The 12448-nt window shown below is 74.9% G+C and carries 14 protein-coding genes; 4 read left to right on the forward strand and 10 right to left on the reverse strand.

What is annotated here, in order from left to right; translation table 11 throughout:
- Positions 1-61 precede the first annotated feature (61 nt).
- From GA0070614_RS13220 to GA0070614_RS13260, 9 genes are all read right to left on the reverse strand, one after another.
- Positions 62-1135: an NAD-dependent epimerase/dehydratase family protein gene (locus tag GA0070614_RS13220; protein ID WP_088976244.1), complete on the reverse strand. Its 1074-nt coding sequence runs from the start codon at positions 1133-1135 to the stop codon at positions 62-64.
- Between the two features lie 123 nt (positions 1136-1258).
- Complete coding sequence (locus GA0070614_RS13225; protein WP_007465623.1) at positions 1259-1360, reverse strand: 30S ribosomal protein bS22; 102 nt, start codon at positions 1358-1360, stop codon at positions 1259-1261.
- A 209-nt stretch (positions 1361-1569) separates the two neighbouring features.
- Complete coding sequence (locus tag GA0070614_RS13230) at positions 1570-1779, reverse strand: helix-turn-helix domain-containing protein (RefSeq protein WP_088960133.1); 210 nt, start codon at positions 1777-1779, stop codon at positions 1570-1572.
- Between the two features lie 218 nt (positions 1780-1997).
- Complete coding sequence (locus GA0070614_RS13235; RefSeq protein WP_088976245.1) at positions 1998-3182, reverse strand: ABC transporter permease; 1185 nt, start codon at positions 3180-3182, stop codon at positions 1998-2000.
- Positions 3179-4198, reverse strand: a complete 1020-nt coding sequence (locus tag GA0070614_RS13240) for an ABC transporter ATP-binding protein (RefSeq protein WP_088976246.1) — start codon at positions 4196-4198, stop codon at positions 3179-3181. The genes GA0070614_RS13235 and GA0070614_RS13240 overlap by 4 nt, the downstream gene beginning before the upstream one ends.
- Positions 4195-5574: an efflux RND transporter periplasmic adaptor subunit gene (locus GA0070614_RS13245; RefSeq protein ID WP_088976247.1), complete on the reverse strand. Its 1380-nt coding sequence runs from the start codon at positions 5572-5574 to the stop codon at positions 4195-4197. Before GA0070614_RS13245 ends, GA0070614_RS13240 begins: the two co-directional genes overlap by 4 nt.
- Before the next feature lie 59 nt (positions 5575-5633).
- Entirely contained in the window at positions 5634-6917 is a 1284-nt protein-coding gene (locus GA0070614_RS13250; RefSeq protein ID WP_088979406.1) for a hypothetical protein, read from the reverse strand.
- Between the two features lie 448 nt (positions 6918-7365).
- Entirely contained in the window at positions 7366-7932 is a 567-nt protein-coding gene (locus GA0070614_RS13255; RefSeq protein WP_088976248.1) for a TetR/AcrR family transcriptional regulator, read from the reverse strand.
- Entirely contained in the window at positions 7925-8716 is a 792-nt protein-coding gene (locus tag GA0070614_RS13260; protein WP_088976249.1) for an alpha/beta fold hydrolase, read from the reverse strand. Before GA0070614_RS13260 ends, GA0070614_RS13255 begins: the two co-directional genes overlap by 8 nt.
- A gap of 77 nt (positions 8717-8793) precedes the next feature.
- Here GA0070614_RS13260 and GA0070614_RS13265 point away from each other — a divergent pair, with 77 nt between their 5' ends.
- Positions 8794-9198 carry a VOC family protein gene (locus GA0070614_RS13265; protein ID WP_088976250.1) on the forward strand — a complete coding sequence of 135 codons (405 nt, stop codon included), beginning with the start codon at positions 8794-8796 and terminating at the stop codon, positions 9196-9198.
- Position 9199: 1 nt separating this feature from the next.
- Here the strand turns inward: GA0070614_RS13265 and GA0070614_RS13270 are convergent, their stop codons facing one another.
- Positions 9200-10120 carry a proline dehydrogenase family protein gene (locus tag GA0070614_RS13270; RefSeq protein WP_088976251.1) on the reverse strand — a complete coding sequence of 307 codons (921 nt, stop codon included), beginning with the start codon at positions 10118-10120 and terminating at the stop codon, positions 9200-9202.
- Positions 10121-10246: 126 nt separating this feature from the next.
- Between GA0070614_RS13270 and GA0070614_RS13275 the strand changes: the two genes are divergently transcribed.
- From GA0070614_RS13275 to GA0070614_RS13285, 3 genes are read left to right on the forward strand one after another with little or no spacing between them, the layout of a single operon-like run.
- The gene (locus tag GA0070614_RS13275) at positions 10247-10531 is read left to right on the forward strand and encodes a hypothetical protein (protein ID WP_231933625.1); all 285 of its coding nucleotides are present in this window, start codon (positions 10247-10249) and stop codon (positions 10529-10531) included.
- Between the two features lies 1 nt (position 10532).
- Positions 10533-11699, forward strand: a complete 1167-nt coding sequence (locus tag GA0070614_RS13280) for a glutathionylspermidine synthase family protein (RefSeq protein ID WP_088976253.1) — start codon at positions 10533-10535, stop codon at positions 11697-11699.
- 19 nt (positions 11700-11718) lie between these two features.
- Positions 11719-12294, forward strand: coding sequence for a CGNR zinc finger domain-containing protein (locus GA0070614_RS13285; RefSeq protein WP_088976254.1), 576 nt, complete (start codon positions 11719-11721; stop codon positions 12292-12294).
- Positions 12295-12448: the final 154 nt, after the last annotated feature.

The following is a 12448-nucleotide window of genomic DNA, read 5'->3' on the forward strand; positions in this document are numbered from 1 at the left end:
TCCGGCCCGGCGACGGTCAGCGGTACGTCGTACCGGCCCTCGGGGCGCTCGTCGGACCTGCTCACGAACGCTCCTGTACGGCTGAACGGACCTGGCGGATGCTCTCCAGCACCAACTGCTCGGCGGCGGCGAGCGTGTCCCGGGTGAGCACCACACCGCCGTGGTGGGCGCGGATGAAGTCGTCGAACGCGGCGGCGGTGGAGCGCGGGGTGAAGCCGTACTCCCGCTCCAGCCGGCTGGTGTCCACCACCCGGCCGTGCACGAAGAGGTCGACCTGGTCGAGGCCGTAGCGGCCGAACCCGAGGTTGCGGGCGAGGGCGGCGGCCCCGGAGAGGCCCGGCTCCAGCACCGGCACGGCGACCCGGCCGGCCCGCCGGATCGCCTGCGACAGGGAGAGCACGCCCGGCCCGGCGACGTTGTACGTCCCCGGGTGGTCCTCGGCGATGGACCGGTGCAGCACCTCCAGGGCGTCGTCGAAGTGCACGAACTGCAGGCGCGGATCCCGGCCGAACACGGTGGGGACGAACGGCTGGGAGAAGTAGCGGGTGAGCGTGGTGTCCGCGGTGGAGCCGATGAACGGCGCGAAGCGCAGCACGGTGGCGGTGACGTCGGCCCGGCGCCGGCGGAACCCGCGGACGTACCCCTCTATGTCGAGGATGTCGCGGCCGAAACCGCCGCGTGGCACCTCGCGCGGCTCGGTCTCCTCGGTGAAGACCGCCGGGTCCCGGAAGGACGCGCCGTACGCGGCCGTCGAGGAGCGGACCACGAGCTTGCGCAGCCGGGGGGCCCGCTGGCAGGCGGCGAGCAGCTGCATGGTGCCGATGACGTTCTGTTCCTTCATCGCCGCCCGGCCGCCGTGCTGCGGGTCGGGGGCGCTGACCAGGGCGAGGTGCACCACGGCGTCGACGTCGAGGTCGGCGAGGAGGCCGCCGAGCGAGCCGAGGTCGAGGCGGACCCGCTCGACCCGGTCGAGCAGGTCGGTGAACTCCGGGCCCGGGGTGGTGGGGTCGACGCCGATCACCCGCTCGATGCGGGGGTCGGCGGCGAGCCGGGCGGCGACGTGTGCGCCGAGGTAACGACCGACCCCGGTCACGACGACGACCCCCGGAGCACCTGGGGTGCCACCGGGGGTCATCGGGAACGCCTTGACCGGCAGGCGGGACCGAGCCGGGACGTCCGCGGCCTGATCACCTGAGCCTCCGAGGGTCGACAGTGCTGGCAAGTGGTGCCGGATGCCGGGCCGTGGCCCGGCATCCGGTCACTTGCCGAGACGGCGACGCTGGACGCGGGTCTTGCGCAGCAGCTTGCGGTGCTTCTTCTTAGCCATGCGCTTGCGGCGCTTCTTGACCACCGAGCCCATACGACAGCCTTTCAATGCAACGTGCGGGGCGGACGGGTGGCACCACGACGGTGGCGCCGACGACCGCATGCGGACAACGGAACCGGACCAGCCTGGTGGCGTCGGGGCACACCGGCGTTGCGGTCACGGTCGGCTCCAGGGTAGCCGGAGAGCGTCAGCAGGACCAACGCGCCCCCGTCGATGCCCGTTACGTCGCACTCGACACCCGGTCAGGCGGTTTCCTGGAACGCGCCCCGGAGGTAGTCGTGCACCGCGTGCTCGGGCACCCGGAACGAGCGGCCGACCCGGACCGCGGTCAGCTCACCGCTGTGCACCAGGCGGTAGACCGTCATCTTGGACACCCGCATGACCGACGCCACCTCGGCGACGGTCAGGAACTTGACATCCGACAGCCGACCGTCGGACTGTGACCCGGCCATGGCTCACCCGACCCATCCCATGCCCGGCGCGTGCCACCCGAGGTGGAGATCCCGCCCGGCCGGCAACGCGCGTGTAACCAGTACGGTAGCGGGGCGGCTGTGACCGGCGCGATCCCTTCGTACAACTGATCATGCCCGGGCCGTTGTTCACCCGGTCGTGACCTGCCGTTATCCACCCGAAAGCGCCTCACGTCCCGTTGCCGGGACCGGCGTCGGAGTCACTCGGCACGCAGTGCGACCACCGGGTCCAGGCGGCCGGCCCGTTGCGCCGGCACCACCCCGAAGACGATGCCCACCGCCGCCGAGACGCCGAAGGCGAGCGCGAGCGACCACCAGGTGATCGCCGCCGGGATCGGCGAGACGGCGTCCACCAGCAGCGCGGCGCCCACCCCGAGGGCCATGCCGGCCAGCCCGCCGATCGCGGTGAGCAGCACCGCCTCCAGCAGGAACTGCACGCCGATGTCCCGGGGCCGCGCGCCGACCGCCTTGCGCAGTCCGATCTCCCGGGTCCGCTCCCGTACCGAGACGAGCATGATGTTGGAGACGCCGACCCCGCCGACCAGCAGGGAGATGCCGGCGATGGCGGCCAGCACGCCGGTGAGCACGCCCAGGATGTCGCCGAGCACGCCGAGGATCTGCTGCTGGGTGACCGCGCTGAACTCGGTGTCCGGGTGCCGGCGGGACAGCTCGGCGACGATCCGCTCGCCCAGTTCGTCGATCCGCTCCCGATCCGGGGCCTTCACCGCGATGCCGTCCACCCGCTGGGTGCCCCAGAGCCGCTGGGCGGCGGTGACCGGCACGTGCACCTCGTCGTCCCGGTCGACGCCGAGGCTCTGCCCGAGCGGCGTGAAGACGCCGATCACCCGGAACCGGACCCCGGCGAGCGTCACCTGCTGGCCGAGCGGGTCGCGGTCCGGGAAGAGGGCGCGGGCCACCGAGTCGCCGAGCACGGCCACCCGGCGGCTGGTGTCCACGTCCGCGCCGGTCAGGTACCGGCCCCGGGCCAGCGACCGGGTGAAGACCGTCGGGGTGGTCTCCAGCACCCCCTGCACGGTCGTGAAGTCGGAGCGGTTGCCGGCGCGGGCGGTCGCGCCGGAGGCGATGGTGACCGCCACCCGGTCGGGGTCACCGACCACCCGGGACACCGCGTCCACGTCCTTGAGCGTCAGCGGCGAGACCACCGGAGCGGTGCCCACCTCGATCCGGCCGGGGACCACCAGCAACAGGTTGGAGCCGAGCCCCTCGACCTGCTGTTCGACCTTCTGCTTGGTGCCGGTGCCGATCGCGACGAGCAGCACCACCGAGGCCACCCCGATGATCACGCCGAGCATGGTCAGGGCGCTGCGCATCCGGTTGGCGCGCAGCGCGTCCAGCGCCACCCGCCACGCCTCGGCCACCCTCACGCCGCACCCCCGGCCGCCCGCGCGTCCCGGTCCCCGGCGTCACGTCCCGTGGCTCCGCCGGCCGGCTGCCCGCCGTCCGGTCCGGGTCGGGCGGCGTCCGCACCGTCCGGGGTACCCGGACCGCCCTCGCGCGGAAGGCGCCCGGTGGCTCCGGCGGCGCCACCGGAGCCACCGGACGGGTGCCCCGGGCCGCTTCCGGACGCGGACCGGGGCTCCGCGCTGGGAGCGGTCCTCAGTGTCTCAGGTCCGTCTCCGGCGTCCGACAGCGGTCGATCATGAACGGCGGCCCCCGTCGACTCCGCCCGCGTCGCCGCAGGTGACGCCGTCGCGACGGTGTCCGACACGACCACCCCGTCCCGCATGGCGATCCGCCGCCGGGCCCGGGCCGCCACCTCGTTGTCGTGGGTCACCATCACCAGGGCCACCCCCGACTCGGCGTTGAGCTGCTCCAGCAGGGCCAGCACCGCCTGCCCGGTGGCGGTGTCCAGGTTGCCGGTCGGCTCGTCGGCGAGCAGCACCGTCGGGTCGGTGACCAGCGCCCGGGCGATCGCCACCCGCTGCTGCTCACCGCCGGACATCTGGTTGGGCCGGTGCTCCAGCCGGTGCCCCAGGCCGACCCGGCCGAGCATCGCCGCCGCCCGCGCCCGCCGCTGCCGCGCCCCCACCCCCCGGTACACCAGCGGCAGCGCCACGTTGTCCACCGCCGACGTCCGCGGCAGCAGGTGGAACGCCTGGAACACGAAGCCGATGGTCTCGTTGCGCAGTGTCGCCAGCTCCGGCGCGGAGAGGGTGGTCACGTCCCGGCCGCCGATCACCAGCCGGCCCCCGGTCGGCCGGTCCAGGCCGCCGAGCAGGTGCATCAACGTCGACTTGCCCGAGCCGGACGGCCCGACCAGGGCCACGTAGTCGCCGGGCGCGACGGTCAGCGTCACCCCGCGCAGCGCCGGCACCGAGACCCCGTCGAGCTGGTACGTGCGGGACACGTCGACGGCCTCGATCGCGGGAGCGGGGTTCACCCGACTTCCTGGCCGTCGGTGACCCGGTCGGCCCCGCGCACCACCACCTGGTCCCCGGCCCGCACCCCGTCGAGGATCTGCACCAGGTCCGGCCCCTGCACGCCCACGGTGACCGCCACCCGGTCCGCCTGGCCGTCCCGGACCAGCCAGACGGCGTCCCGGCCGTCGGCGGAGAAGACCGCCGAGGCGGGGACGGTGACCGCGTCGGCGGCCTCGCGTACCCGCAGCCGGACCACGGCGTTCATGCCGGGGCGGGGCGCCGGGGCGGCCTCCTGGTCGCCGAGCCGGCCCGCGCCGAGGGCGAGCCGCACCCGGTAGCTGACGCCGCCCCGCGCGGAGCTGCTGGGCAGCACGTCGACCGAGCGGACCGTGGCGTCGTACGTGGCGCCGGTGACCGCGTCCAGCTCCACGGTGGCGGTCAGGCCGGGACGGACCAGCAGCACGTCCGTCTCGTCCACCTCGGCGAGCAGGCCGAGCGCGCCGGTGTCCACGACGGTGAGGATCGGGGTGCCGGCGGTGACCCGGCCGCCGGCCGGGATCGCGTCGTCCACCCCGGGCGGCGGGCCGGAGCGGGTCGGGGCGAGCGCCGACGGGTCCAGGCCGGCCGGGAGCTGACCCCCGCCGAGCAGGGCCGCCAGGTCGGTGCCGCCCCCGGACGGGGTGCCGCCCGGCTGCACCACTCCCGGGATCGGGGCGCGCAGGGTCAGCGCGTCGACGGTCGCCTTCGCCAGGTCGTACGCCTGGCGGGCCTGCAGGCGCTGCGCCGACGACAGCGCGCCGACCGCGGAGTTGAGCCCGGCGACGCCCCGCTGCACCGACCGGACCGCCTCGTCGGCGGTACGCGCCGCGGCGGCGTACTGCTTCTGCGCGGACGTGACCTGGGCCAGCAGCGCGTCGCGTACCTTCTGGTCGGCGATCTTGCCGGCGGCCTCCCGGGCGGCGTCGAACGCCTCGTCGGCGGCCTTGTCGGTGCCGCGCCGACGGGTGCCCAGGCTGCCGACGGCGACACCCCGGCCGGCCCGGTCGGCGGCCCGCAGCGCCTCACGCGCCTGGCGCAGCCGTTCCTGGGCCGACGGCGAACTCACCACGGCGAGCACCTGCCCGCGCCGCACCCGCTGTCCGGGCTGGACGCGGAGGCTGGCCAGGGTGCCGTCGGCGGGGGCGGTCACGGTGGCGGCGGCGCGGGCGGTCACGGTGGCCGGGGCGTCGATCACCTCGGCGACCGCGGCGCGGGACGCGGGGGCGAGCGTGACGTCGGACTTCTCGTCGCCGCACGAGGCGGCGGTGCTGCCGGTCAGGGCGACGACGGCGAGCAGGGCGGTGAGCAGGCGGGGCCGCGTGGCTGTCAGGGGCCGCGGCGAGTCGGTGCGGCGCACCGGCCAACCTTAGCCGGGCGTCGATGCCACCGGCGGAGCGGCCGGACCGGCCACCGCCGTCACCCGGCCACCGACCGGACGTACCCGACGCACTGCTCGTGCAGCGTCGACCACCGCTCGCCGAGGACCTGCTCGGACGCCTCGTCCACCGGACGCCGGTCGTGCACCACGGACCGGAAGAAGGCCAGCGTCTGCTGCTCGCCGTACCGGTCGACCAGATGCCGGACGGCGAGATAGCCGACGCCGTAGCTGCCGCCGACCCGGTCCGCCGTGGCCGCGTCGGCCGGGGCGAGCGCCTCCAGCCGACCGTCCCAGTCGCCGGTGACCAGTCGCCGGACCTCGTCCAGCCCGTCGTAGCGGCTCACCGGCGCGCCGTCGGCCCCGGCGTACTCGGCCAGCCCCTCCACCAGCCACCAGGCCGGCCGGCCGGGGTGCCCGCGGTCGGGCAGCGAGGCGGCGTGGGTCAGCTCGTGCCGCAGCAGCTCACCCGGGCCGGGGGCGGGCAACGCGTCGGCGTTGAGCACCACCTCGTGGTGCCCGCCGCCGACGCCGACGGCGTACCCGGCGGTCCACTTCGGGCGGCCACCGCCGTACCAGCGTCGCCACTCGGCCCGGCCGGCGTAGAAGACGCGGTACCGGTCCGGCGGCGGGCCGGCCACCGCGTACCGGTCGGCCACCTTCGCGGCCTCCTCCGCCTCGGCGAGCAGGCCGGGCAGCTTCCCCCGCAGCGCCGGGGTGGTGGCCACGATCGTCCGCGCGCCGACGGCCACCACCAGCTCGCTGACCTCCCAGGGTCGCGCGCCGGCCGGCGCCGAGCGGGACTCCTCGACGGCCAGCAGCAGCGGGGCGTCGCCGCCCTCCCGCCACCGGGTGGGGATCAGCACCGGGCTCGGCGCGCAGTCCGGCACGACCAGGCAGTACCGGAAGGTGACCAGTTGCCGCCACTGGCCCGGCCGCCCGGCGACCGGGGTGGGCAGCCCCTCGGGTTCGGCCCGCCAGACGGAGACCCGCAGCGCCCGCAGCGCGGCGAAACGGCGGGTGAGTTCGGTCCGGGCACCCCGGTCGGCGACCGCGAGGAAGCCGGCCCGGTCGCCACCGAGCAGGGCGGCGGCCTGTCGGTCGAGCTGGGCGGACAGCCGCTCGCCGACCCGCCGGGCGGCGAGCGTCGCGGGATCGTCCGGCGCGGCGGCACGGCCGGCCCCGGGCCGGTCGGTGTCCCGGTCCGCGAGCCCGGTCAGCAGCGCCGCCGGCACGCCGCAGGCCAGCAGCGCGAGGACCGTCGCGACCGCCGCCCAGGGCCACCACCGCCGGGGTACGGGCCGGACGGGCCCCGGATCCGGCACCGGATCCGGATCCGGTGCCGGGGCGGGCTCCACCGCTGGGACCGGGGCCGGAGCCGAGGCCGGAGCCGGAGCCCAGGTCGAAGTCGGAGCCGAGGTCGGGGCCGAGGTCGGAGCCGAGGTCGGGGCCGAGGTCGGGGCCGGGACGGCGGCCGCGGGTGGAGTCGGGACGGCGGCCGGGGACGGCGCAGCGGTGGCATCCGGGGAGGGGGGCGTGTCGGCCGGAACACCCGGGCCGGGCTCGTCCGGTGTCTCGGCCCGCAGGCCCGGCGCGGAGTCGTCCGGCCCCGGCTCGTCGTTGTCGGTCGCCGGCCCCTCGGTCACCGGCGAAGGGTACGACCGATCGGGCGACCCGGGCCAGCGCCACCCGCGCGTCGGCCCGACGGCCCGATGGCGGCGGCGAGCATCGCCGGCTCCACCGGGAGGGCGATCGCCAGCAGCACGACCCGCATCACGGCCTCCAGTGCCGGTACGCGGTGTCCAGCCCGGTCACGAGCTGGTCGAACGAGTGGTCGATGCTGCGGGGCAGGCCGAACCCGCCGGCCGCCTCCAGCACGACGAAGCCGTGCACCGCGCTGCGGAACATCCTGGTGGCGTCCACGGCGGCGTCGTCGCGCAACCCGTACCCGCGCAGGACCGCGAGGATCGCGCCGACGGCCCGCTCGGCGACCGCGAGGTGCTCGGGGTCGGCCGGGTCGGGTGCCCGCTGGGTGGCCGGGTAGCGGCCGGGGTGGCGGTGGGCGTACCCGCGCCAGGCGGCGGCGACGGCGCGCAGCGCGTCCAGCCGGGCCCGGCCGGCGGCGGCGCGGATCATCTCGTCGGCCAGTTCGGCGGTGGTCAGGACGGCGAGTCGGTGGTGCAGCTCCTCCGCGCCCCTGACGTGCTTGTAGAGGCTGGGCACCGCGACCCCGAGCCGGCCGGCGAGGGCGGCCAGGGTCAGCTTCTGGTAACCGACCTCGTCGGCCAGCCGGGCAGCCTCCCGCACCACACCGGCCGGAGTGAGCCCGGCCCTAGGCACCGGTGGTCACCGCCAGGAACTCGACGAGCTGGACGGCGGTGGCCCGGGGCTGGTCGGCGTGCGGGTAGTGGCCGGAGTCGGCGATCATGCGGGCCTCGGCGGTGGTGAAGAGCCGGCGGGCGGCACGGGCCTCCGCTCCGGGATCGGGGAAGTCCGGGTCCTCGGCGCCCATCAGCACCAGCACCGGCTGCCGGACATCGGACGCGCGGGCCGTCCAGTGCGGCGCGACCGGTGCGATCACGCCGCGCACCGCGTCCATCCGGCCACGCATCCCGGCGACGATCTCCCGGCGGTACGCCGCGTCGTCCGCCGGTCGTCCGCAGGGGAAGAGCGTGCGGTGGAACCGGCCGAAGAGCCGAGGGCTGCGCAGCACGATCGCCTGGACGACCCGCAGGGCCGGGTTGGCCCTGGGCTGGGCGACGAACGGGCCGATCTGGACGATCCCGTCGACCAGCTCGGGCGCGTCGCCGGCGGCGAAGACCACGGCCGCGGCGGCCGACGAGCTGCCGACCAGCGTGGCCGGGCCGCCGAGGGTACGCACCACGGCCAGCAGGTCCGCCCCGACCTCGGCCGGCGCGTACGACGGCCAGTGCGCGCTGGAGTCGCCGTGCCCGCGGACGTCCACCGAGGCCACCCGGTAGCCCGCCTCGACCAGCAGCGGGACCAGGTGCCGGAAGGTCCGCCGGTTCTCCCCCATGCCGTGGGCGAGGACCACGAGTGGCCCGTCCCCGTGCACCTCGTACGCGATGGTCCCACCGTCCCGTGCCACCTGGCTAATTGTCATAGCATTCAGGCTAACACTATTAGCTTGTGCGGTCGACGCTTGACCTGAAGTCGGGTGGAGGTCGCAGGATCGGCCGCATGACACCGACCGCCGGCACCCACCTCCGCATCGCCCGCCCCAGCCGCGACCTGGCCGCGGCCGAACGGTTCTGGGTGGGCGGGCTCGGCCTGGCCGTGCTGTACCGGGGCGAGGCCGGCGGGCCCGGCGAGCACGACCTGCTGATGGTGGGCTGGCCGGACGCCGCGTGGCACCTCGAACTGGTCGGCGGGGCCGCGCACACCGTCGCGCCACGCCCGACCGAGGAGGACCTGCTCGTGCTCTACCTCGACGGGCCGGTCGACGACGCCCTGGTGCAGGAACTGCTACGGGCCGGCGGGACGCGGGTCGCCGCCGGCCCGTACTGGGACCGCTGGGGGGTGACGGTGGCCGATCCGGACGGCTACCGCCTGGTGCTGAGCACCCGGAGCTGGGCGAACGCCTGACTCACTTCTTCGACATCAGGGCCCGGCCGAAGAAGGCCAGGTTGGCCGGACGCTCGGCGAGCCGGCGCATCAGGTAGCCGTACCAGTCCTCGCCGTAGGGCAGGTAGGTCCGCACCGTGTAGCCCTCGCCCACCAGCCGGGTCTGCTCCTCCGGCCGGATGCCGTACAGCATCTGGAACTCGAAGCGGTCCGGGCCGCGGTCGAACCAGCGGGCCCGGTCCTCGCCGATGGCGATCAGGCGCGGGTCGTGGGTGGCCAGCATCGGGTAGCCGTCGCCGGACATCAGCACGTTCATGCAGCGCACGTACGACTTGTCCACCTCGCGGGCGGTCTGGTACGCCACCGACTCCGGCTCCTTGTACGCCCCCTTGCAGAGCCGCACCCGGGAGCCGGCGCCGGCCAGCTCACGGCAGTCGGACTCGGTGCGCCGCAGGTACGCCTGGAGCACCGCGCCGGTCGACGGGTGGTCCTTGCGGAGCTTGGCCAGGATGTCCAGCGTCGAGTCGGTGGTGGTGTGGTCCTCCATGTCCAGGGTGACCGTGGTGCCGGCCTCGTCGGCCGCCGCGCAGATCGCCTTGGCGTTGTCGTACGCCAGTTGCTCGTCGAACTTCTGGCCCAGCGCGGAGAGCTTGACGCTCACCTCGGCGGCCGGGGTGAGCCCGGCGCCGGAGAGCATCCGCAGCAGCGTGAGGTATTCGTCCCGGGTGGCGTTGGCCTGTTCGGCGGTGACGGTGTCCTCACCGAGGTTGTCGAGGGTGACCGCGAGGCCGTCGGCGACGAGTTCGCGGGTCGCGCGCAACGCGTCGTCGGTGCCGCTGCCGGCGACGAACCGGCGGACGACGTCCCGGGTGAACGGGGCCGTCGCGATGAGCCGCTCCACCTGGGATGACCGGGAGGCGGCGAGGATGACGGAACGGAGCATGAGCCGAGCGTAACGCCCGCCGACCGCGCTTCGCCGGGCGGCGGCCGGAGCACCGGCCATCGGGTCCCGGGCGTCGCACAGGCCCCGTTCGGGGGAGCGCGCCGGTGGCGTCCATCGGTTACAACCATGAACGTGGAACGACACCCCCGCCGCCGGCTCCGGTCCGCCTCCGTGCAGCTCGGCGCGCTCACCGCCCTGGCACTCGCCCTCTCCGGCTGCAACATGTCCTCCGACGACGACGATGACGACTGCGCTCTCGGGCCGGTCGGTGGCGGCGGGGAGACGGTCGCGCTGGCCATGCGGGTGCCGACCGTCACCGCCGGCACCGGACGCACCGAGCCCCGACCCCCGGCCACCGCCGTGCCGGAGCGGGGCGGCTTCGGCACCCACCTCGCCTCCTGCGGCGGCTGAGGTGCGGCGCGAGGCGTCCACCCCCCGCCCGGACTGGGCGGCCACCATCCTCGAACAGGGCCTGGTGTACGCCACCACCGAACTGCCCGACGGCGACACCATGTCGTACTGGGACGAGACGGCGGCGTACGCCTTCGACCTGGCCGAGGTGCTGCGGCTGGAGGAGGCGACCGAGGAGCTGCACCGGATGTCGGTCGCCGCCGCCGAGCACGTCGTCGCCCGCAACCGGTACGCCGAGTTCGGCATCCCGGCCTGGGCCGCCGAGGCGGTGGCCCGGTCGCTGCGGGAGCAGCCGCCGACCCTCTACGGCCGCTTCGACCTCGCCTACGACGGCAGCTGGCCGCCGAAGCTGCTGGAGTACAACGCCGACACCCCCACCTCGCTGGTCGAGGCGAGCATCATCCAGTGGTACTGGCTGGAGGGGACCCACCCCGACGCCGACCAGTGGAACAGCCTGCACGAGCGGCTGGTCGGGGCCTGGGCCAAGATCGGCGCCGGGCTGCACGACCGGCGGGTGCACGTGTGCTGGTCGAACGAGGAGGAGTCCGGCGAGGACCAGATCACCGCCGGCTACCTGGCCGAGACGGCCCGGCAGGCCGGGCTGGACGTGACGCTCCTGCCGATCCAGCACATCGGCTGGGACGGCCGACGCTTCGTCGACGCCGAGGACCGGCCGGTCACCACCTGCTTCAAGCTCTACCCGTGGGAGTGGATGCTGGCCGAGCCGTACGGCCCGCCCGCGCTGGAGCCGGGCACCCCGACCACCTGGATCGAGCCGGCCTGGAAGCTGCTGCTGTCCAACAAGGCGCTGCTCGCCGTGCTCTGGGAGCTGTACCCGGGCCACGAGTACCTGCTCCCGGCGTACCTGGACTCGCCGCGAGAGATGACCGAGTACGTGGCGAAGCCGCTGCTCGGCCGGGAGGGCGGCTCGGTCCGGATCGTCACCGGCGGCGCCGAGATCGCCAACCCGGGCATCTACGGCGACGAGGGCTACTGCTACCAGGAGTTCCGGGCGCTGCCGGAGTTCGACGGCAACCACATGGTGCTGGGCAGCTGGATCGTCGACGGCGAGTCGGCCGGCATCGGCATCCGGGAGAGCGAGAGTCTCATCACCGACGGATACGCACGGTTCCTGCCGCACTACATCGACGCGCCGCGCGCCTGCTGAGTCGTCTACGGTTGGTGTCGTGAACTTCGACGCGTACGCCCGGACCGGCGTTGATCTCGTCAACGCCCGCCTGGACGACCTCGACGACCTGCGGGCCATCTTCCCCGACGACAACGCGTGGATGCGCGACGAGGTGTCGGAGCGGGACCTGGCGATCTTCCGGCGGGCGCAGAAACGCCTGCGCGACGTGTTCGAGTACGGCACCTCGGGGCGCGACGCCCAGGCGGTGACCGAACTGAACGCCCTGCTGGAGGCGTTCCCGGTGCAGCCGCGGATCTCCGGCCACGACTCCAGCGACTGGCACATGCACGTGACCAGCCGGGGCGCCTCGGTCAGCGCGGAGTACCTCGCGGGCGCGGTCTGGGGCCTGTCGGTGTGGCTCTGCGAGTACGGCAGCGCCCGGTTCGGGGTCTGCGCGGACGAGCGCTGCGGCAACGTCTACCTGGACACGTCGTCCAACTGCTGCCGACGGTTCTGCTCGGAGCGCTGCGCCACCCGCTCCCACGTGGCCGCCCACCGGGCCCGCAAGCGGGCCGCCGTCGACCAGAACCCCGTCCCCACCCAGCCCGAAGCCCCCCTCACCCCCGTCAGCTGACCCCACCCCACTCCCCCCACCCCACCCCACTCCCTCCGCCCTGCCCGCCAGTGCCGGTGATCAAGAAGTTTGCGTACTCCGGAGGCCCGGAACCGTGCACAAACTTCTTGATCAACAGAGGCAGCCCGGGGGCGGGAGGGTAGGAGGGCGGGAG

It is taken from the genome of Micromonospora coxensis, assembly GCF_900090295.1.
In the GTDB taxonomy this organism is placed as follows: Bacteria; Actinomycetota; Actinomycetes; order Mycobacteriales; family Micromonosporaceae; genus Micromonospora; species Micromonospora coxensis.